This window comes from Pseudomonas sp. Van50 (genome assembly GCF_055390755.1).
Map to the genome: position 1 here is coordinate 4,223,308 of NZ_AP024343.1, position 21,021 is coordinate 4,244,328.

At 64.2% G+C, this 21,021-nt stretch carries 14 protein-coding genes and 2 pseudogenes; 11 read left to right on the plus strand and 5 right to left on the minus strand.

Annotation, left to right across the window (positions count from 1 at the left end):
• The first annotated feature begins 214 nt into the window (after positions 1 to 214).
• Positions 215 to 1,167: pseudogene (locus tag ACZ5M5_RS17835) on the plus strand (2-hydroxyacid dehydrogenase).
• Here ACZ5M5_RS17835 and tssA read toward each other — a convergent pair.
• The 5 genes and pseudogenes from tssA to ACZ5M5_RS17860 all read right to left on the minus strand — a co-directional run bounded on the left by tssA (position 1,164) and on the right by ACZ5M5_RS17860 (position 8,688).
• A pseudogene (gene tssA, locus ACZ5M5_RS17840) lies at positions 1,164 to 2,239 on the minus strand (type VI secretion system protein TssA). The pseudogenes ACZ5M5_RS17835 and tssA overlap by 4 nt on opposite strands.
• Positions 2,236 to 6,060, minus strand: a complete 3,825-nt coding sequence (locus ACZ5M5_RS17845) for a type VI secretion system protein (protein WP_464737714.1) — start codon at positions 6,058 to 6,060, stop codon at positions 2,236 to 2,238. The pseudogene tssA and the gene ACZ5M5_RS17845 overlap by 4 nt, the downstream one beginning before the upstream one ends.
• The gene (locus ACZ5M5_RS17850) at positions 6,057 to 6,821 is read right to left on the minus strand and encodes a DotU family type IV/VI secretion system protein (protein WP_464737715.1); all 765 of its coding nucleotides are present in this window, start codon (positions 6,819 to 6,821) and stop codon (positions 6,057 to 6,059) included. The genes ACZ5M5_RS17845 and ACZ5M5_RS17850 overlap by 4 nt, the downstream gene beginning before the upstream one ends.
• An 18-nt stretch (positions 6,822 to 6,839) precedes the next feature.
• Positions 6,840 to 8,171, minus strand: coding sequence for a type VI secretion system baseplate subunit TssK (gene tssK, locus ACZ5M5_RS17855; protein ID WP_060741949.1), 1,332 nt, complete (start codon positions 8,169 to 8,171; stop codon positions 6,840 to 6,842).
• Between the two features lie 52 nt (positions 8,172 to 8,223).
• The gene (locus tag ACZ5M5_RS17860) at positions 8,224 to 8,688 is read right to left on the minus strand and encodes a hypothetical protein (protein WP_060741948.1); all 465 of its coding nucleotides are present in this window, start codon (positions 8,686 to 8,688) and stop codon (positions 8,224 to 8,226) included.
• A gap of 224 nt (positions 8,689 to 8,912) precedes the next feature.
• Here ACZ5M5_RS17860 and tssB point away from each other — a divergent pair, with 224 nt between their 5' ends.
• The 10 genes from tssB (at position 8,913) to ACZ5M5_RS17910 (ending at position 20,660) form a co-directional block, all read left to right on the plus strand.
• Entirely contained in the window at positions 8,913 to 9,473 is a 561-nt protein-coding gene (gene tssB / locus ACZ5M5_RS17865; RefSeq protein WP_060741947.1) for a type VI secretion system contractile sheath small subunit, read from the plus strand.
• 30 nt (positions 9,474 to 9,503) lie between these two features.
• Positions 9,504 to 10,985, plus strand: a complete 1,482-nt coding sequence (gene tssC / locus ACZ5M5_RS17870; RefSeq protein ID WP_060741946.1) for a type VI secretion system contractile sheath large subunit — start codon at positions 9,504 to 9,506, stop codon at positions 10,983 to 10,985.
• A 191-nt stretch (positions 10,986 to 11,176) separates the two neighbouring features.
• The gene (locus ACZ5M5_RS17875) at positions 11,177 to 11,674 is read left to right on the plus strand and encodes an Hcp family type VI secretion system effector (RefSeq protein WP_046063980.1); all 498 of its coding nucleotides are present in this window, start codon (positions 11,177 to 11,179) and stop codon (positions 11,672 to 11,674) included.
• A 13-nt stretch (positions 11,675 to 11,687) separates the two neighbouring features.
• The gene (gene tssE, locus ACZ5M5_RS17880; RefSeq protein ID WP_060741945.1) at positions 11,688 to 12,131 is read left to right on the plus strand and encodes a type VI secretion system baseplate subunit TssE; all 444 of its coding nucleotides are present in this window, start codon (positions 11,688 to 11,690) and stop codon (positions 12,129 to 12,131) included.
• On the plus strand, positions 12,115 to 13,905 hold the full coding sequence (gene tssF / locus ACZ5M5_RS17885; RefSeq protein WP_103308064.1) for a type VI secretion system baseplate subunit TssF: 1,791 nt from the start codon (positions 12,115 to 12,117) through the stop codon (positions 13,903 to 13,905). The genes tssE and tssF overlap by 17 nt, the downstream gene beginning before the upstream one ends.
• Positions 13,869 to 14,894: a type VI secretion system baseplate subunit TssG gene (gene tssG, locus ACZ5M5_RS17890; RefSeq protein WP_060741943.1), complete on the plus strand. Its 1,026-nt coding sequence runs from the start codon at positions 13,869 to 13,871 to the stop codon at positions 14,892 to 14,894. The genes tssF and tssG overlap by 37 nt, the downstream gene beginning before the upstream one ends.
• A 1-nt stretch (position 14,895) precedes the next feature.
• Positions 14,896 to 17,439, plus strand: coding sequence for a type VI secretion system ATPase TssH (gene tssH / locus ACZ5M5_RS17895; RefSeq protein WP_103308066.1), 2,544 nt, complete (start codon positions 14,896 to 14,898; stop codon positions 17,437 to 17,439).
• A gap of 74 nt (positions 17,440 to 17,513) precedes the next feature.
• The gene (locus tag ACZ5M5_RS17900; protein ID WP_225613510.1) at positions 17,514 to 18,065 is read left to right on the plus strand and encodes a hypothetical protein; all 552 of its coding nucleotides are present in this window, start codon (positions 17,514 to 17,516) and stop codon (positions 18,063 to 18,065) included.
• A 35-nt stretch (positions 18,066 to 18,100) separates the two neighbouring features.
• The gene (locus ACZ5M5_RS17905; RefSeq protein WP_060741940.1) at positions 18,101 to 20,110 is read left to right on the plus strand and encodes a type VI secretion system Vgr family protein; all 2,010 of its coding nucleotides are present in this window, start codon (positions 18,101 to 18,103) and stop codon (positions 20,108 to 20,110) included.
• 13 nt (positions 20,111 to 20,123) lie between these two features.
• A complete protein-coding gene (locus ACZ5M5_RS17910; protein ID WP_464737716.1) occupies positions 20,124 to 20,660 on the plus strand; it encodes a toxin-antitoxin system YwqK family antitoxin in 537 nt (178 codons plus the stop codon).
• Positions 20,661 to 21,021 lie beyond the last annotated feature (361 nt).

The following is a 21,021-nucleotide window of genomic DNA, read 5'->3' on the forward strand; positions in this document are numbered from 1 at the left end:
ACCGAGGCGCTGCTATCGCGGGCAAGCCTTGCTCCCACAAAGCTCGCTCCCACCATTGGATCGGAGTACGAGCAGCGAGACAGGCCATCTGTCAGGCGCCCACACAAAGGCACCACGGCAACCGAAATGCACATAAAAAGCCAAGCCCCCTGCCCCCGGCTCCTACAATCAGGTTGAATAGCCACAATCGATCCAGCGCCCACAGGAGCCCAGCATGACCGCAACCGTTCTGGTACTGGTTGAAACCGTCAATGAATACCTGCCGATTCTCGAACGGCAGGGTTACCACCTGGAATTGGCGCCCACGCCGGCCGAACGCAAGACAGCGATTTTCGAACACGGTGAACGCTTCAGTGCGGTACTGACCCGCGGCCCCCTGGGTTTGACGGCGGAAGAAATCGGCGCCCTGCCCAATCTGCAAATCATCTGCGTGATCGGTGCCGGTTACGAGCAGGTGGACCTGCAGGCCGCGCGCCAGCGGGGCATCGTGGTAACCAACGGCGCCGGGGTCAACGCGTCGTCGGTGGCCGACCATGCCATGGCACTGCTGCTGGCGCTGGTGCGCGACATCCCCCGGCCGATGCGAGTGTGCGCCGTGGCGAGTGGGCCAAGGTCATGCGCCCTTCCCTGGCCGGCAAGCGCCTGGGCGTGCTGGGCCTGGGCGCGGTGGGCATGGCCATTGCCAAGCGCGCCGCCCTCGGCTTCGACATGAGCGTCAGCTACCACAATCGCCGGCTGCGCAACGACGTGCCCTACACCTTCTGCGCCACGCCCACGGAACTGGCCCGGGTCTCGGACTTCCTGATCGTCGCCACGCCCGGCGGCCTGGATACCCGGCAGTTGATCAACAAACAGGCCCTCGACGCCCTGGGCCCCCATGGCTTCCTGGTGAACATCGCCCGCGCCAGTGTGGTCGCCACCGCCGACCTGATCAGCGCCCTGGAACAGCGGCGGATCGCCGGCGCGGCCCTGGACGTGTTCGATCACGAACCCGAAGTGCCGGACGCGCTGAAAAACCTGCCAAACGTCGTACTGACGCCCCATGTGGCCGGCCTGTCGCCGGAAGCGACGCGTGGCACGGTGGAGTTGGTCGGCCAGAACCTGAACGCGTTCTTTGCCGGCAAACCGGTGTTGACGCCGGTGCCGCTACCCGACGTGCAGCTTTAAAGCACCCCCAGCAAGGTCCACAACCGTCGGGATTCGGCATCGGCACTGATCAGTTCGCCCAGCAGCTCGCTCAGCGGCTTGTTGCCCCACTCCACGCCACGCCGGATCAGGTAGGGCACCGGGCTATGGGGCTCGGTACGGGCCAGATAACCGGCGATCACCAGTAGCTGCCGGTAGGCCTCTTCACGATTGGCCGGCTCCTGGAAGACCTGGGCAGCCGCCTGGGGCTGGGGCGTCGACGTCGTCGCCGGGGACGTTTGCACCGGCACGACGGTGGGTTGTTGTGGGTGCATCGCGATGAACTCCTCTACCAGTGTCAGCAACGCCTGAATCACGTCCTGCAGGGATTTGTAGCCCGGGCCAGGTTGCCCAGGTAAGCGTCGCTCCAGGCTTCGAGCCGTTGCAGGTGCTGCAGGCTCAACATCAGGCTGCCCTGGCGATGCAACCAGAACGACAAGGGAGTGCTGCGAATCAGTTCGCTGAGTTTCTTTTGGTCGTTGCGCGCCGCTTCCGCCGACGCCTTGGCGTTCTTGCTGTCGTTGACCAACACTTGCTGACGTTGCAAGCGTTGCCAGTCGTCCAGGCAGAAACTGGCAAACGCCGGGTCCCGACCATCGAGCAATGGCACCCGCGTCAGCAACACTTCACTGTAGCGCCGGGCCAGCCACTCCAAGGGGATCACTCGCCACGACTGGTCGCCTTCATCGGCCTGGGGATGCAACTGCTCCGGATAGCGTTCACACAACCCCGCCACCAGCGCCAGGCTGCCTGGCAACCCCTCCAGCCCGGCCCGATGCAACCAGGCCTCTCCCAGCCAGGCACTGATCATCAAGTCCTTGCTGCGCTCGAGCAGCAGCGTGGTCGCGAGCCGTTCCAGGTCCGGCCACAGGGCGCGCTTGATCGAAGACTGCCACACACCGGTAGGCAAGCTGGTGTCGTCCTCCCGGCGCAATTCGCGCAGTTGGTCGTATTCCGGCTCGTAGCGCAGGTCGAGACCACAGGGTAACTCGGCACTGATCGGCTCGAGCAACTGAGTGACCAACTCGGGCAAAGGCGATATCGGCACGCTCACAGGCCCTCCTCACGGGTGGCGATGGCGGGGCTCGATGAGGTCGCCATGAAAGGTGATCGGGGTGCCCGCGTCGGCAGCGGCGGGATCGACAACGGCAGCTTGGAACCCTGGCTCATCAACGACAGGCGCACGAACATCCGTGTCTGCTCCGCCGTGCGGGCCTGGGTCTGGGCAGTGACCGGCAGTTGCAGGGCCAGGGGAAAATCGGTGTAGTCGACATTCGGCTGACGCTGGGCCGATCCCAGCGCGCGCATCAGGCGCAGCAATGACCACGGCCCCTGGTACTCCCAGCCAGCCTCCAGGTCGCGCACCACCAGGTTCGGTTGCAATGGATCGTTGGCCGGACGCTGGTAGCCGTTGCGGGCCCAGCGCAAGGTCAGGCGCACGGGCTGGCCGACCATCCACCGCAGGTTCTGCTGGCCGCCGCCGGGGTAGCTGATCTGTTGGTTGCCGGCGTCCAGGCTCCAGGCGATCACCTGGTCAGCGCCGCGCTCTTCATCACGATCGGTCCGCCAGCGCACGTCCATCTCCACCCCCAGAATGCCACTCTTGTCGCGCACGAACAGCGGCCCGAGCCAGGTGCCGGCCTGTTTCAAACGGTTGAGAAAATCCTCGGCCGCCAGGCGGTCCGGCGTCTGGCTCAACACCAGCCCGGCCTGGGCCAGGGGCAGGCGTGTGTCGATCAGCTCCAGCAGGTGCTGGACCCGCGCCGGGTCGGCATCGCTGGCGCGCACATCCTGGGCGAACGGAAAACGCCCGGCCAGGTATTGATTGAAATAGTTGGCCACGTCATTCCAGGCGCTCGCCGCCTGGTTCTGTTGCAGGTACAGGCACCGTTGCAGGGCGCCCTGCTGCAACGCGACCGTACGCTGGGCCAGGTCACCGCGCCCGCTGGGCAGGCTGGAGGTCTGCAAGATCTGCGCACAGGACGTGGTGTCCATGGTGATGAAGTCCCGGCTCACCAATTGCTCCAATTGGGCCGCCGAGCTGGCCGGGTTCTGGTTCTTGTACTTGAGCAATTCATCGTTGAGGGCCATGAAGCGCGCCACCTGGTCGTGCTCCAGGGCCGACAGGTTGTCCTGCTGGACGATCAACCATTCCAGGGCGGGCATTCGCTGCTCGGCGACCTGCAGCATCACGCCGAACTGCTGGCTCAGGCTCAGCTTCAAGTCTTGTGGATCGCTGGCACCGTACAGCTGCAAGCCGAAGTTCTTCGAACCGTCCCAGCGCTGGACATCGGCCCGCTGGCTGAACAGCGGCTGGGCATCGATTTCGTCCAGGCCACTCTTGATCTGCGCCAATGCCCGGCGATTGAGCAGACGCTGGAAACGGATCGCCAGGTCGCCGCGGTGCACATCCATGAAGGCTTTTTGCAGCGCCACGGCCTGGGTCGTTTGCACATTGAAGCCCATGCCGGGCAACGACGCGTTGCTTTCATCCAGGCTCAACCACATGGCCCGTGCCGCGGCGCCTTCGGCGGCCTGCATCAGTGCGTCACGGTAATCCGGCGGAATGCGCGGCAGTTCTTCGCTGGCATAGCTCTTGTAGCTGGCGAAGTAGTTCAGGGCGACACTGAAATCATCACTGCCATCGCCCTGGCCCATCGCATCGGGGTTGCTGTCCGACGGATCCTTCTGCATGGCCAACGCCACGAAATCGCGCTTGAACAGTGCCTGCACCGCACCGTCCAGCGCCGTGACATGGTCCTGCAAAACCAGCAGGCCGCTGCCCTGTTGCACCAGCAGGTTGTCCCGGGAGCCGGTCTGGACGATCCACTGGTCACGAAAACTCTGCTGCAACTTCGCCGCCTGGCTCTCCAGGTCCTGCTCGATATCCGGCCCCAGCAAAGCGCTGTGACTGACCTTGTCCAGCATCTGGCTGTAGCCGGGTACCAGGTCCTGGCCCTTGCCTCGGCCCCAGGCCGAATTGGTCAGGCTGACCAGCGTCTGCAAATCGTCGATCAGCGCCATCAGGTCTTCAAGCTCGCTCAAGGAATTGCCACTGCCGGCCTCCAGCCGTTGCAGGTGCAGCTTGAGGTAACCGGCCTGGCGCACGAAGTTGTCCGCCAGGAAGTAATGGTCCAGCCAGCGCTGCATCAGGCCGGTGAAGTTATCGGAGATCACCGGGCGCTCGGCGTTCAGGTCCAACCCTTTCAAATCGCTGTTCTGGGCATCGAACAGCACCCGGTTGTAGAAATGTGCGCGGCTCAAGGTGCCGGTGTTGAGTCCCAGGGACAACGCGGTATTGCTCAGTTGCACCAGTTCGTCCAGCGGCGCCTTGGGGTCGTTCACCACCTGGCTGAACATCTGGTTGTGCTGCTCCAGGCGTACCGCCAGGTCCACCAGTGCCTTGGCCTTCACGTAGCTCTGCCATTGCGCCGGGTCTTCACTCTCGACGTTGCCCCGGCGCTCGGTGTTGCGGATGGACTTGAGTTGCTCCAGGTCTGCGTTCAACAGATCCCGCAATGGCAAGATCCAATGATGCCGGGCGGTCAGGCGCAACCCATTCTCCAGTTGCGTGTCCACGGAAGAAAACCACGAGGTGGGAAAGACCACCGAGACAAAGCGCCAGCGCGGGGCTTTTTCCAACACGTTCCAGTAGTTCTGCACGTTGTGCCGGGTCGGCTCCAGTTGCGGTTCGTCGGGGTCGACGACGAGGTGGTTCTTATGGGCGCTGAGGATCAACCGCGACAACCCTTCGGCTTGCTCCACCGAATCGTGCCAGACCCACACCATGCCCCCCAGCCACACCAGGCCCACCACCAACGCCACCGCCGCGGCCAACCGATGCCCACGCTGGCGCAAGCGCAACAGCCGTGGCACAGGCTGGGCCAGGCCACGCTCGGCCACCAGCCGCCGCGACCACAATTGCCGGGCGAACACGGTTTGCCCCTGGGCGCTGTCGGCGGCGGTCAACCCGTCGTCACTGACGGCCGGCGCCTGGCTGGCGGTGAAATACACCCCGCGAAAGCGCGGCGCTTCACCTTGGGCGTTGCCCTGGAACACCGGCTCCAGCAGGATCTGCAAGGCCCGCCGCAAGCCTTCGAAACGCTCCGGCAAACCATAGAGATCGTTACCCAATTGTCCCGACAGCGCACCGATCTCGATGATCGACTGCGACAGCGCGGCGTTGACCTGGTCCAGGGCCTGATCACTCCACTGCGACTGCCACGCCGCATCCGGCAAATACGGCGACGACCAGCCCAGCATCGACTCCCGTGCCTCGGCGGGCAGCGCACTGACCAGTTCCTGGAACCCGGGCAGTTCTTCCATCCCGGTCATCACCACATACACCGGCAGGCTGAGACCGAAGCGTTGCAAAAGGTCGATGAAGCAGCGCCGGACCTTGAGGCTAAGCTCGGTGGTGTGCTCGATGTCATCGAGGGTGCTGAACGGCACGGTCCAGATCACCGCATCCAATGGCCGTTTGCTGCGCAAGCGCAACATCAGCCCGAGCAGGCGCCACCAGTTGCCCCGTTGCCGGTTCATGCCTTCATCGGGCAGGAACAACGCCTGGGGCACCACCAGCACCGCGCCTTCGGCATCGGAAAACCAGCGCCCGAACCAGGCCGCCTTGTCGGTCGGTTGCAAGCGCCACTGGGCGCACAGTCGGGCACCGTCGGTTTCATTGCCGAGCATCATCAGCCAGGGCATCTGATAGCGGTCCCGGGTGCCCTGCTCCTGTTCCATGTGGCGCACCGCCCCATAGAAACTGCGGATCGCCGCCCCGCCCTGGGTCCGCAGCCACCAGATCAGGGCCGCGATCAACAGCACCACGACGATGGCGATCAATACCAGGGCAACGATGCTCAGGGTGCTCATGAGTCCTGCTCCTGAACCACCGCCGACTCGTTCAGTTGCAACACCGGCTCGAGTTCCAAACGGATGTCACGCCAGAACACCTGCCCCAAGCCGGTCAGCAACAACACCATCGCCAGGATCGCCAGCCCCAGGCGCAAGCCGTCCGGCAACGACTGCTGCACCGGCATGCGCACCGGCGGTGTCGCCGCGGCCAACGCCAGGCGCTGGCTGACGTCGACGTAATCGGGGTCGTGTTGCCAGGCGAAGGTGAACAGCGCCGCGCGCCACTTGGCCTGCTGGACCTGGCCGGGCTCGTCCCGCAATCGCCCCTGGAACCCCAGGATCAGGCACTGCAGGTAGACGTTCGCCAGGTCCCGGGTACCGGGCATCTGCTCGTCCAGCAATTTCTTGATCGCCGCCGGCAAGCGCTCGCCGGCCTGGCGACTGGCATACATGCGTGATTCGAGGGGGTGCTGCTGCCAGGCCAGTTGGCCGGGCCAAGGGCTGAACAACAGGGTTTCGTCCACCAGCGCGACGAAGGCATAGACCAGCGCCTTGACCTGCTCGGTGGCCGCATCGCCGACGGTGGCGAAGGCCACCCGCCACAGGCGTTGGGCACTGCGCCCGGAAAACTCCACCACCCGGTTGACCAAAACCGCGGGGTCGCTGTCCCTGGGCAAGTCTTGCCACTCCTGGGACCACTTCAGCCAGGCCTGGCGAAAAGCGCTGCTCAGCGGCGCCTCATGCAGACTCCGAACCGCCCCGCCACTTCCGTCAGGCATACGACTCCCCTTTTGCGATCAGGCACTTTCACTGGCTTGCGCCACGAACAACACCACTTGCCACGGGCTGCTGGCCTGGGCCGATGCCGGTGCCACGATGTGCAGCGGCAATTGCCCGTCGAACCATTGCCCGCTGGCGGCCACCACGAACAAACGGGTGTCGTCGCCGACGCTGTAGGCCACCTGTTCGTTGCGGCTCATGGCCTGGTGGGACAAACCGCTCATGCGTTGCCGGCTCAGCAGCGGGACGTGGCGCGCCGACGCGATGATCGCCCCGCGCAACCAGTCGGCCGCCGCCTGCTCGCTGGCACCGTTGGGCATGCGCAGGCCGATCACCAGGCGTTGATCCGGCTGGTCGTCCGGCAACTGGATCGAGAAGACCTGCTCGTTGCGCTCGAAGGCCAGGCTGCGATAGCCGGCACGGACCAGCTCCAGGGTGGTTTCCAGCCAATCCAGCAACGGCTCGTAGCCATGCTGCAACTCGAGAAAATCCAACGGTGCGAAGGCCGGGACGCCCGCCAGCGGATCGAGGGCCGACCAGCTCCCGGCCAGCCCCAGCAGCAAACCGTAGAGTGCCTGGGGCGTCGCCACGCGGGTGTTCAGCGCCCCTTCGACTTCCGGCAAGCGCGCCCACAAGGCGGTCAATTGCCGACGAATCTCCATGGCATCGTCCTGGTTGCCGGCCGCCTGGGCCTGACGCAAGCGACCGGCGAGGAACATGCACTTTTCCCGGGCCCGGGCACACACCCCGGCGACCCGCCGGCCGAGGACCGATTCCGGCAACAGGACCGGCGTTGGTGGCGTGTAGGGCACGCGCCAGAAGCCACCGCCCTCCTTGCGGATGCGCAGCAACGGCAGGCAGATCGAATCGGCCTTGCTCAGTTGCGTGCACAACCTCGGGTTGGGTCGCCAGACAGTGATCGATTCGGGAAACTCACCGCTGGTGAGGTCCGGCAACGCCTCGCCGACCACCGACTGCAAACGGCCCTTGAGCGGCAGCAGTTGCCCGGCGCGCCACAGTGGGCTGACGGCCAGGTACACGGTCACGGTGGCGTCGGCGGTCTTGTCGATGGCCTCGGTGATGTCCAGCTCCAGCGTCGGCCCGACGCCAGCCTGCAGGTTGACCGGCAAGCCATCCGGCAAGGTCCCTTGCAATTGCAGCAGCCGTACCTGGCCGGCACTGAGGGCCGACGGGTCGACCTCCAACTGGCTGACGCCCCAGAACCAAGGGTTGCAGGCCCCGGCGAAATGCGCAGCCAAGGCCTCGGCACGCAGCCCCTGCAATTGAAAATGCTGGGGCAGCAATTGCATGCCCTCATGCCAGCACACCGCGTCAGGTAACAGACTCATACGACTCCCTTCGACATCCCAATGTCGCCGCCCATGGCGGCCCGCGGTTTACTCAAGGCTGATGGTCATCACGCTGGCCATCGTTGACGAGGGTCATCTCGCGACTGTCGAACTTCAGCCAGGCCTTGCGCTGATCGTCCAGCCGAAGCCGGTGGGCTCCGGGAGTGTTATAGCTGGCGAAGACCAAAAGTCCAGCGGCGCGCCGGCCCTCCAACGGGAAGGGTTGGCGGTCGATGAATTGCCCCGGGACCAGCTCCAGCCCCCACACCGACATGAGTTGACGATAGTCGCGCTGGAACTGTTCGCGCTCGGCGAACCATTGGCTGGCGGTGATGCCCGACAGCTGCTTGAGCAGGTCCGGGTCGTTCACCGCGATGAAATCCACCGCGATCGGCGTGTCGTCATTGGCCCGGGGCGCGACGTCCAGGGTCAGGCTGTCCAGGTCGACACTGGGGGCAAAGAGCGAGCAACCGGTGAGTGCCAGGCTCAAAAAAAATCCATAAAAAAACCCACGCAAAATGAATCTTCCTTTTCTCAGCGGTCAAAAATTGTTTTTGCTTGCTTTTTTATAGACCTGTTCTAGCGTCTTGGGTAGTTCGACCCACACGGTTGAATGGACCAGGTTCGTCAAGGGAATGACAGGTTTTCTGCCGCCCGTTTGCAACCTGCGGATCAGCAAGGGAATGCGATGAGCGGGACTCCCGATGCATTGCTCCCACACATGCATCGGAGTCGGCCGCCATGGCAGAAAGTACCCAGCACAAGCTCGACAGAGTCCGTCCTCCCCGCGTCCAGATCACCTATGACGTGGAAATCGGCAACGCCATCGAGAAAAAAGAATTGCCACTGGTGGTCGGCATTCTGGCCGACCTCTCGGGCAAGCCGTTGGACCCGCTGCCCAAGCTCAATGAGCGGCGCTTCACGGAAATCGATCGGGACAACTTCAACGAGGTGCTCGCCTCCATCTCCCCCCGCGCCACGCTGCAGGTGAACAACACCCTCAGCGGCGACGACAGCAAGCTCAACATCGAGCTCAACTTCCGCCACATCGACGACTTCGACCCGGTCAAGGTCGTGGAGCAGGTCACGCCGTTGCGTCGGTTGTTCGAAGCGCGCCAACGCCTGCGGGATCTGTTGACCAAGCTCGACGGCAACGATGACCTGGACAAATTGCTGCGTGACGTGATCGCCAACACCGAGGGCCTGCAGGAGATCAAGTCGGCCCGGCCCCAGGACGCGACGCAGGAGTTGCCGACCGTCGCCGCCAACGATGACCCTGCCCCGGCCGAACCACAGGCCTGATCGCGCGCATCATTCAAGGGAGATACCGCCATGCCTGCTTCATCCAGCGCTCAAACCAGCGAGAGCACGACCCAGACCCTGTCCCTGCTGGACAAGATCATCGCCGAAGGCCGCATGGCCCACGACGACAGCCAGCAAGACTACGCCCGCGACATGCTGGCCGAATTCGCCACCCAGGTCCTCGACGAAGGCATGGCCATCGACAAGGACACGGTGGCGATGATCAACGACCGCATCAGCCAGATCGACGAGTTGATCAGCGCCCAGCTCAACGAAGTGCTGCACCACCCCGACCTGCAGAAACTCGAAGCCTCCTGGCGCGGCCTGCACCTGCTGGTGCAGAACACCGAAACCAGCACCCGGTTGAAATTGCGCCTGCTCAACGTCACTCAGAAAGAACTGCAGAACGACCTGGAAAAAGCCGTCGAATTCGACCAGAGCGCGCTGTTCAAGAAAATCTACGAAGAAGAATACGGCACCTTTGGCGGGCATCCGTTCAGCCTGCTGGTGGGTGACTACACCTTTGGCCGGCATCCCCAGGACATCGGCCTGCTGGAAAAACTCTCGAACGTCGCCGCTGCCGCGCACGCCCCGTTCATCGCCGCCGCCAGCCCGCGGTTGTTCGACATGACCAGCTTCACCGAACTGGCGATCCCCCGGGACCTGTCGAAGATTTTCGAGAGCCAGGAACTGATCAAGTGGCGCGCCTTCCGGGAAAGCGAAGACTCGCGTTATGTGTCCCTGGTGTTGCCGCACTTCCTGCTGCGCCTGCCCTACGGCCCGGACACGCTGCCGGTGGAAGGCATCAACTACGTCGAAGACGTCAACGGCACCGACCACAGCAAATACCTGTGGGGCAATGCCGCCTGGACGCTGGCGCAACGCATTACCGAAGCCTTCGCCAAATATGGCTGGTGCGCGGCGATTCGCGGGGCCGAAGGTGGTGGCGCGGTCGAAGGCCTGCCGGCCCATACCTTCCGTACCAGCTCCGGGGACCTGTCGCTCAAATGCCCGACCGAAGTGGCGATCACCGACCGCCGTGAAAAAGAACTCAACGACCTGGGCTTCATCTCCCTGTGCCACAAGAAAAACAGCGACGTGGCGGTGTTCTTCGGCGGCCAGACCACCAACAAGGCCAAGGTCTACAACACCAACGAGGCCAACGCCAACGCGCGGATCTCGGCGATGTTGCCGTATGTACTCGCGGCTTCGCGTTTTGCCCATTACCTGAAGGTGATCATGCGTGACAAGGTCGGCAGTTTCATGACCCGCGACAACGTGCAGACCTACCTCAACAACTGGATTGCCGACTACGTGCTGATCAATGACAACGCGCCGCAAGAGATCAAGGCGCAGTACCCATTGCGCGAAGCCCGGGTGGACGTGACGGAGGTGGCCGGCAAGCCCGGCGCCTACAAGGCCACGGTGTTCCTGCGGCCGCACTTCCAACTGGAGGAGTTGACCGCGTCGATCCGCCTGGTGGCGACCCTGCCGCCGCCGGTAGCTGCCTGACCGCTGCGTGGCTATGTGGCTATGTGGCTATGTGGCTAGGGAGCTTGCTCCCGCTGGGGCGCGAAACGGCCCTGTTTTTTAGGACTGCTGCGCAGCCCAGCGGGAGCAAGCTCCCTAGCCACAGGTTCAGCGTTCGTCTTTAACGGATCGGTATCGGGTAACACCCCACTCGACTTCAGGAGTTCCACACAATGGATGCAATCATTCTCGACCTCGGCGGCGACATCAAGGGCGACAGCCTGCTGGAGGGGTTCACGGACAAGATCGAGGTCATGTCCTACAGCCATAACGTGGCAATGCAGGTCACCAACGACGTCAGTAACTCGGAGCGCACCTCCGGCCGGCCCCACATCGGCGAATTCACCCTGACCAAATTCGTCGACAGCTCCACCCCCACCCTCAATGAGTATTGCTGCGCCGGCAAGCCAATCCCGCAAGCCGTCATCACCATCGGCCGCAACGCCGCCGAGGGCAGCGGCAAACTCATGCCCTTCATCATCTACACCCTGACCAACGTCGTGCTGTCCAACGTCAGTGTCAGTGGCGGCACCGGCGGCAAACCGGTGGAAACCCTGTCGCTGAACTTCACCAAGATCAAATGGGAACTCACCGCACAGAAAGACGACGGTACCAAGGAAGGCACGGCGGGCACGACCTGGGACCTGGCCGCCAACAAAATGACCAAGTAAGGCAGCCGCGCCCATGGCTGGCTTCGGGCTGCGCCCACCCCTGTTCGAACGCCTGGCCAGCCCGGCGGACGACACCGGGCGGGCGTTCGACCGACAGGCGTTGCAAGACTCGGTGCATGCCGAACTGTCGCGCCTGTTCAATACCCGACGCGGTCCACGGGCGCTGACCGATCCACCGAGCATCCTCGACTACGGCATCGCCGACTGGACCGCGCTGCAACAGCAGCGCAGCGATGACCGGCGCCAACTGACCCGGGAAATCCGCCAGGCCATCACCCACTTCGAACCTCGCCTGCGTCTGGGCGAGGTCCAGGTCTGCCCGGTGCCAGGCCATCCGCAGCAACTGTGCATTCGGCTGTCGGGCGAGTTGCGGGGCGACCTGCATGCCTGGCCCGTGGCCTTTGTCATCGAGCCCGCCGGCGACGGCCTGGAGGTACGCCATGAGCGACTCGATTGACCCGCAACTGCTGGACTATTACCAACGGGAGCTGACCTGGTTGCGTCACGCCGGGAGCCTGTTCGCCGAGCGTTATCCCAAGGTCGCCCGGCGCCTGGAGCTGTCCCCCGGTGAATGCCCCGACCCCCACGTCGAGCGCCTGCTGGAAGGGTTCGCCCTGCTGGCCGCGCGCTTGCAACGGCGGCTGGACGACGATTACGCCGAATTCAGCGATGCCCTGCTCGAACAGCTCTACCCGCTGGCCATGCGGCCCTTGCCGTCGTGTGCCATCGTGCAGTTCGAGCCCGACCCGAGCAAAGGCAACTTGAACGAGGGCTACCCGCTGCCCCGCGACACACCGCTGTTCGTCACCACCGACACAGGCCAGAGCATTCATTTTCGCACCACGGCCGCCGTACATCTGTGGCCAGTCCACGTCAGCGAAGCGCTGCTGCTGGGCAGCGATGAAACCCAGGCGCTGACCGGGGTGGTCCAGGCCCGTTCGGCCTTGCGCCTGGAATTGCGATGCCTGGGAGAAAGCCAGTGGTCGACGCTGGGAATCGACTCGCTGCGGGTGCACCTGGCGGCGTCACCGATGATCAACGCCGGGCTGTACGATTTGCTGGGTGCCCACGCCATCAAGGTCCTGGCCGGCGCGCCGGGCAGCGTGCCGGAGCCGTTGGCCGGCTTGCCGCAGATCGTCGGCTTCGCCAGCGACCAGGTCTTGTTGCCGGACGAGGACGGCGTGCACCCTGGCATGCGCCTGCTGGCCGAGTACTTTGCCTTCCCGGATAAATTCGGTTTCTTCGACCTGCCCCTGGCCGGCGCCACCAGCGACAGCCAGGCCTTGTATCTGTACATCGTGTTCGACCGGGCACCCGGCAGTCGCCTGCCGCTCCAGGCCAGCGACATCGCCCTCGGCTGTACGCCGGTGATCAACCTGTTCCCCCGCACGTCCGAGCCGCTGCGCCCGGATGGCACCCGTAGCGAGTACCGGTTGGTGGCCGACAGTCACCGGGAAAACAGCGTCGAGATCCACAGCATCCGGGGCATGCGCGCCATCTCCGGCCAGGGCGTGCGCAAAGTGCCGGCCTACTACGGCAGCCAGCATGGCAGCGACCAAACCTGCTACTGGCATGCGCGCCGGGTCAGCGGCATGAGCCCGAACCGGCTGGGCACCGACTTGATGGTCAGCCTGGTGGACACCCGGTTCGACCCGCTGGTCGACACCCGCGACTACAGCCTCACCGCCGAACTGCTGTGCACCAACCGCCATCTGGCCCAAAGCCTGCCGGCCGGTACGCCGCTGGGTTTCGAGCGCCCGGGACCGGTGGCCTGGGCGCGCCTGCGCAACCCACCCAGCCCGCAAAGCCTGCCGCGCCTAGACGGTGAATCGCGCTGGCGGCTGGTGTCGCAATTGACCCTCAACCATCTGTCACTGGTCGAAGGCCCCCAGGCACTGGACGCACTGCGTGAGATTCTCGAATTGCACAACCTGCGGGACGAAGCCAGCGCCCACCGACAGATCGAAGGGGTCACCGGACTGGGCTGCGAGCGCGTCATCGCCCATGTCGGCGAAGACGCCTGGCGCGGCTGGCGCAACGGCCTGGAGGTGCGCCTGCACCTGGATCCGCAACATTTTGTCGGCAGCAGCGCCGTGCTCTTCTCCGGTGTGCTGGCGCAGTTCTTTTCCCTTTACGCCACTGCCAACCGCTTCGTACGCACGGTGCTGGTCCAGTCCGACAAGGAGGTGAAGACATGGCAACCCCAAGCCGGCAAACCCCTGGTGCTCTGAACCTGAGCGAGCGACTGCGACGCGACCCGCAACGCTTCGAATGGCTCCAGGCGCTGTTGTTGCTCGAACGCGAACACCCCCAGGCCGAGCCCTTGGGCAGCGGCACCGCGCCGCACGCCGAAGCCTTGCGCCTGCGCGGGCCCTTGACGCCGCTGTTCGCCGCCAGTGAAGTCGAGAGCCTGGACCACGAACCCGGCTTGCCGCCCACCTTGACCACACCGATCTTCGGCCTCGGAGGCCCGGACGGCCCGCTGCCCTACGCCTACCAGGAATGGCTGCAACAGCGAGCGCGGGCGAAGGATCACGCCCCGGCGGAATTCCTCGACCTGTTCCAGCATCGCCTGCTCAGCCTGCTTTACAAGGTGATGCGCAAACATCGCATCGCCCTCGGTTTCACCGCCCCAGGCGCGTCCGCCGTACACGCACAGCTGCGAGCGTTGACCGGCCTGCTGCCCAAGGCCTTGCAGGAGCGCCAGGCCGCCCCCGACTCGGCGGTCCTGGCCTGCACCGCGCTGTACGCCGATGGCCGGCGTTCCCTGGACGGGTTCGCGGCGATTGTTCGCGAGCAGTTCGGCTTGCCCGTGGAACTGAGTGCCTACGAAGGTGGCTGGCGTGAAATCCCGCCCGCCAGTCGCAGCCGCCTGCAACCGGGCGGGCGCAACCTGCGCCTGGGCCGCAACGCGGTGGCCGGCACCCGGGTCTGGGACGAACATGCCGGCGTGCGCCTGACCCTCGGCCCGCTGAGCACGGCCCAGGCCAGCGGATTGCTGCCCACCGGCGAGACCCATCCGCTGCTCGCCAGCCTTTACGCCCTGTATTTCGGCCCCGACCTGGACTGCACCCTGGTGCTGCTGGTCCGCGGTGCAGGCCCGCTGCAACTGGGTCGCCAGGCAGCGCCACGGCTGAACTGGAACGGTGGCCTGCAACGCCAGCCAAGCCTGGCCGTGCAACGGATCGAAACCCGCCTTCGCCAGCCGGAGATTGCCTGAAATGGAACTGGCCAGCCTGATCGGACGCCTCAACCCGGACAACCGCCGCGCCCTGGAACGGGCCGCGCAACGCTGCATGCAGCGCAGCCACCACTACGTGGAAATCGAACACCTGCTGCTGGAGTTGCTCGACATCGAGGGCGGTGACTTCGCCTGCCTGCTGCCGCGTTTCGGCCTGGAACGTGACGCGGTGGCCGCGGAAACCAACAAGGCCCTGGACCTGTTCAAATCCGGCAGCACCCGCACGCCCGCCCTGTCGGCGCACACCATCGGCCTGCTGGAAGATGCCGTGGTCCAGGCCAGTGTGTTGGGCCTGGACAGCATCCGCTCCGGGCTGTTGCTGCTGGCACTGCTGGACCGTGATGAGCGCCGCAGCCTGCTGCTCAACAGCGCCTCGTCGCTGCTGCGCATTCCCCGCGACGCCCTGCGCGCCCAGCTATTGGAATGGACTGAAAGCTCCCGTGAGCATGTCGCTGGCGTGCGCCCGGCCAAGCCCGGCGAGGCGCCACAGAAACAGGACCCGGTGCTGGACCAGTACACCCAGGACCTGACCGCCGACGCCCGGAACGGTCGCATCGACCCCATCGTCGGCCGCGACGGCGAAATCCGTCAGTGCATCGACATCCTGCTCAGGCGCCGGCAGAACAACCCGATCCTGGTGGGCGCGCCGGGCGTCGGCAAGACCGCCGTGGTGGAAGGCCTGGCCCTGCGGATCGCTGCCGGGGATGTGCCGCCATCGTTGCAGGAAGTCACCCTGCGCGTCCTCGACCTGGGCCTGTTACAGGCCGGCGCCGGGGTCAAGGGCGAATTCGAACAACGCCTCAAGGGCGTGATCGACGCGGTACGCAGCGCCGAAAAACCGATCATCCTGTTCATTGACGAAGCCCACACGCTGATCGGCGCCGGCGGTGCGGAGGGCGGCAGCGATGCGGCCAATCTGCTCAAGCCGGCCCTGGCCCGGGGCGAATTGCGCACCCTGGCCGCCACCACCTGGCTGGAATACAAAAAATATTTCGAGAAAGACCCGGCCCTGGCCCGCCGCTTCCAGTTGGTGCAGGTCGAAGAACCGGACGAACTCACCGCCGTGGAAATGCTCCGCGGCGTGGCGAGCAAACTGGAACAGCACCACGGCGTGCAAGTGTTGGACGCCGCCATCCACGAGGCGGTGAAACTGTCCCACCGCTACATCTCCGGGCGGCAGTTGCCGGACAAAGCCATCAGCGTGCTCGACACCGCCTGCGCCCGTGTCGCCCTCGGTCAACACGACGTGCCGCCGCCGCTGGAAAGCCTGCGCCACCGACAGAACAGCCTCAAGGATGAAGTCGAACGCCTGCGCCGCGAGCAGGCCACTGGCCTGGATCACCGCGAGCGCATCACCCTGCTGGAGGGCGAATCGACCAGCAATGTGCAGGCCATCCGTGAGCTGGAAACCCGCTGGGGCGAAGAGCGCGAAGCCGTGCGCGAACTGCTCGACACCCGGCGCGAACTGCTGGCCCTGAGCGAACGGGCCGACAGTGAAAAAGCCGACACCGAGGTCGATAACCGCATCGACCACCTGGCCGCCGAACTGCTGCGCCTGGAAGCCGGCCTCGATGCCATTCGCCAGGACGATCCGCTGGTGCCCGAACAGGTGGACAGCAAGACCGTCGCCGCCGTGATCGCCGGCTGGACCGGCATCCCGGTGGGCAAGATGCTCGCCGACGAAGCCCACGCCGTGCGCACCCTCGGCCAGCGCATGGGCCAGCGAGTCATGGGCCAAAGTACGGCGCTGAACACCATCGCCCAGCGCCTGCAAGCCTACCGCGCCGGCCTCACCGACCCACAGAAACCGGTCGGCGTGTTCCTGCTGGTGGGCCCCACCGGCGTGGGCAAGACCGAAACCGCCTACGCCTTGGCCGATGCCTTGTACGGCGGTGAACGCAACCTGATCAGCATCAACCTCTCGGAGTACCAGGAAGCCCACACCGTCAGCCAACTCAAAGGCGCCCCGCCCGGCTACGTCGGCTACGGCAGCGGTGGCGTGCTCACCGAAGCGGTGCGGCGCAAACCCTATTCCGTGGTGCTGCTGGATGAAATCGAAAAGGCCCACCCGGACGTGCTCGAAGCCTTCTACAACGTCTTCGACAAAGGCCTGATGGAAGACGGCACCGGCCTGGTGGTGGACTTCAAGAACACCGTGATGCTCGCCACCAGCAACGTCGGCGCCGAACTGCTGCTGGACACGCCGGTGGCGCAACTGGGCACCGACGCCTTCAACGAGGCCTTGCACAAGGTGCTGCTGCAAGCGTTCCGCCCGGCGTTTCTGGCGCGCATGACGGTGGTGGCGTACCGGCCGCTGGATGAGGCGACGCTGGAAGGGATTGTGTTGGCGAAGTTGGAGAAATTGCGCGGGCGCTACAAGGCGGCGACTGGCAAGCAGTTCGAATTCGATGCCGGGATCGTCAAGGCCGTGTTGGCCAAATGCAGCGCGGCGGGGGCACGGGATGTCGAGAATGTGTTGATGACACAGGTGACAGGGAAGTTGGCGGAGTGGGTGTTGGAGTAATACTGCTAAACCGGCCGACTTTTACAACAGCTTCTTACTCAGCGGAGACAGCCATCATGACGGAAGGAGACTTTTTGAACGTTGTATTGCAAGCGGCTGGCGTCCATCCGCAAGACTTCTCCGGCACACCCAGCCAGTTCAATAAAAGCTGGACTTCGAACGGCCCGTGGGAAAGCGCCGCCCAAGTTGAGATTTCCTACCACCTCCAACGTGGCTACGGGATCACTGCCAAGGTCAGGGAGATCAGTTACCCCTGGCCTTACAGCGCAGAGAAGGTGGATTTCTATTTCGTTCTTCTGGGAAAGAGTTATGCAGTGGAAATCAAGGTAGAGAGCACAAACGGAGATTTCGGGGGTGCGAACCTTCAGGAATCCATCACCCGGGATGTCAACAAGCTCCACGGGTTCAAGGCTGATAATCGCTGGGTCGTTGTCGTCGCTACAAGCCAGAAAAATCGTGAGTTGCTGGACAAGACATTGAACCGTGGTGATTCATGGGTCTTCGACGCCGAGGGGTCCTTTACCGCTTATCTCTGCAACATAGACACGTACCCTCATGGCCTTCCTTTCAGTCGATCGAACGAATTAAGCGCGCCGTACAATTTCATCACCACTCATTACAGCTGACGCCTGCGTTTTTCTTGAAGTCGTGAGGACTTTCAATGCCCCGCTCCACCGACAGCAACACCACCCTCTCCCTCACCGCCGCCACGCTGTCGGCGCTCTACCCCGACTCGCTGTCCGGCGAAGAACGCCTCAATGCCCTGGGCTCGCACATTCTCAACGGCATCAACGACGGCGCCTCGCTGGACCTCACCACGGCGGTCGCCAGCCACGTGACCACCACGCTGCACAAGGACGCCCTGCTGCGCCCGCTGGATGGGCTGGTCGCCGAAATCCGCCAACTGCCCGCCGACGCCACCGCCGAGCGCTATCAACTGGTACTGCGCCCCTGGCTCTGGTGGCTGAGCCTTGCCAGCAATAACCGCGTGTTCCAGAACCTTGCCACCTCGGACATCGTCACCACGATCTTCAAGGCCCACGCGTTTACCGATTTCCAGCTCAAACTCAGCGGCAGTTACACGCCAAGGGAGTACTGCGTCCAGTACGGCGAAACCGATCTGGCCTTCGTTTCCCGACTGCTGGAAGAAGATGGGATCTTTTGGTTCTTCAGCCATGAAGCCGGTAAGCACACCCTGGTGCTGGCCGACAGCAACGACGCCTTCGCACCGATTCCCAACGGGCCGACTGTGAATTATCTCGGGCAGGGAATGGGCGAGCGGGAACTGCACGGCATCCGCTCAGGGCAGGTGTGCCTGCAGGCGGTGGCCGGGGTTTACCAAGCCACCGATTATGAATTCACCACGCCGACCACATCGCTCTTCAGCCAGGCCGAAGCCGTGGCCGGACCCAACTCGATGTACGAACATCCGGGCGGCTACAACGCCAAGGCCCAGGGTGATGCACTGACCAAACAGCGGGTGGACGGCCTGCGCAGCCAGGAGAAACGTTTTGTCGGCGAGAGCGACTGTCGCTGGTTGGTGCCGGGGTATTGGTTCACCCTCGCCGGCCATGAAGACACGACGCTGAATATCGACTGGGTGGTGACCTCAGTCAGCCACGAAGCCAGCCATGAAAGCTACCGCAATCGCTTCGAAGCGATCCCCAAGGCCACCGCTTATCGACCGGCCCGCACCACATCAAAACCGCGCATGCACACCCAGACGGCCGTGGTGGTGGGCAAGGCCGGCGAAGAGATCTGGACCGATGAATACGGGCGGATCAAGTTGCAGTTCCCCTGGGACCGTACCGGCAAGAACGACGAGACTTCCTCCTGCTGGGTGCGCGTGGTCCTGCCCTGGAGCGGCAAAGGTTTTGGCATGCAGTTCGTGCCGCGAATCGGCCAGGAAGTCATCGTGACCTTCATCGACGGCGACCCGGATCGTCCCTTGGTCACCGGTTGCGTCTATAACGGCGACAACGCCCTGCCTTACGCGCTGCCGGCGAACCAGACCCAATCCGGAATCAAGACCAACTCGTCCAAGGGCGGCGGCGGATTCAACGAGTTGCGTTTCGAAGACAAGAAGGACGCCGAAGAGGTGTTTCTCCAGGCGCAAAAGGACTTCAACATCAACGTGCTCAACGACACCACCGCCACCGTCGGCCATGACGAAACCCTCACGGTGCAAAACGCCCGCACCCGCACGGTGAAGGAAGGCGACGAGACCGTCACCCTGGAGAAAGGCAAGCGCAGCGTGACCATCCAGACCGGCAGCGACAGCCTCGATGTGAAGGACACCCGCACCGTCACCGTGGGCTCGGACCAGACCCACAGCACCGGCGGCAACTACGACCACAAGGTCACCGGCAATTACAGCCTGACGGTGGACGGCAACCTGACCATCAAGGTCAGCGGCACCCTGACCCTGCAAAGCGGCGGCAGCTTCGCCATCAAGAGCGGCGCGGACCTGGCAGCCCAGGCCAGCACGTCCATCAGCCAGAAAGCCGGCACGGCCCTGAGCAACCAGGCCGGGACGTCATTGGAAAACAAGGCTGGCACCACCCTGACCAACGACGCCGGCATCAGCCTGGTGAACAAGGCGGCCGCCGAACAGACGGTGGACGGTGGCGGCATGCTGACCATCAAGGGTGGCCTGGTGAAGGTCAACTGACGGGAGCACGGCGATGACCACGAAAAGACTGGACCTGGAACGCGGCGACAGCCGGCTGGACGGGCAACTGGTCGATGGCCGGCTCGACGGCCCGCTGCACATCGAAGAAGCTCAACGCCCGCAGGCAAAACTCAACTACAGCCAAGGTGAACTGCAGGGCACCAGCACCCTGTATCACCCCAATGGCAAGGTCTCGGCGGTCCTGCCGTTCGTAAAGGGAAAATTGCAGGGCGTGGCGAGTTTTTACGCGGCCGAAGGCGGCTTGCAACGCCAGGCCACGTATCGCCGAGGGTTGCTGCACGGTGAGGCCAACAACTACTTCCCCGACGGGCAACTGGCCGAAGCCGAGGTCTATCGCGACGGTGTGCGCGACGGCCGCTACCGCCGCCTGCACCCCAACGGCAACCCGGCGGTCGAAGCCCGCTACCTCAACGGCCAACTGCTGGAACCGGCCCAAGCCTACGCCCAGGACGGCCGCCCACTGGACGCCGAGGGCAAACCGATCTCCCGGCTGCGCTGGTGGTTCAAGCGCTGGAATGACCCCGCTTAAACATGCCCCCTGACTTTCCTGTGGGAGCGAGCTTGCTCGCGAAAGCGGTGGATCAGCTTGAATCGATGGTGACTGTGCCGCCGCCATCGCGAGCAAGCTCGCTCCCACAATTTGGCCCTGCGTTGTATGCAAAGCTCATGAACACCCAGATCCCCTGTGGGAGCGAGCTTGCTCGCGAAAGCGGTGGATCAGCTTAAATCGATGGTGACTGTGCCGCCGCCATCGCGAGCAAGCTCGCTCCCACAATTTGGCCCTGCGTTGTATGCAAAGCTCATGAACACCCACGTCCCCTGTGGGAGCGAGCTTGCTCGCGATGGCGGTGGGTCAGTCGCATCAATGGCGCCTGTACCGTCGTCTCCCC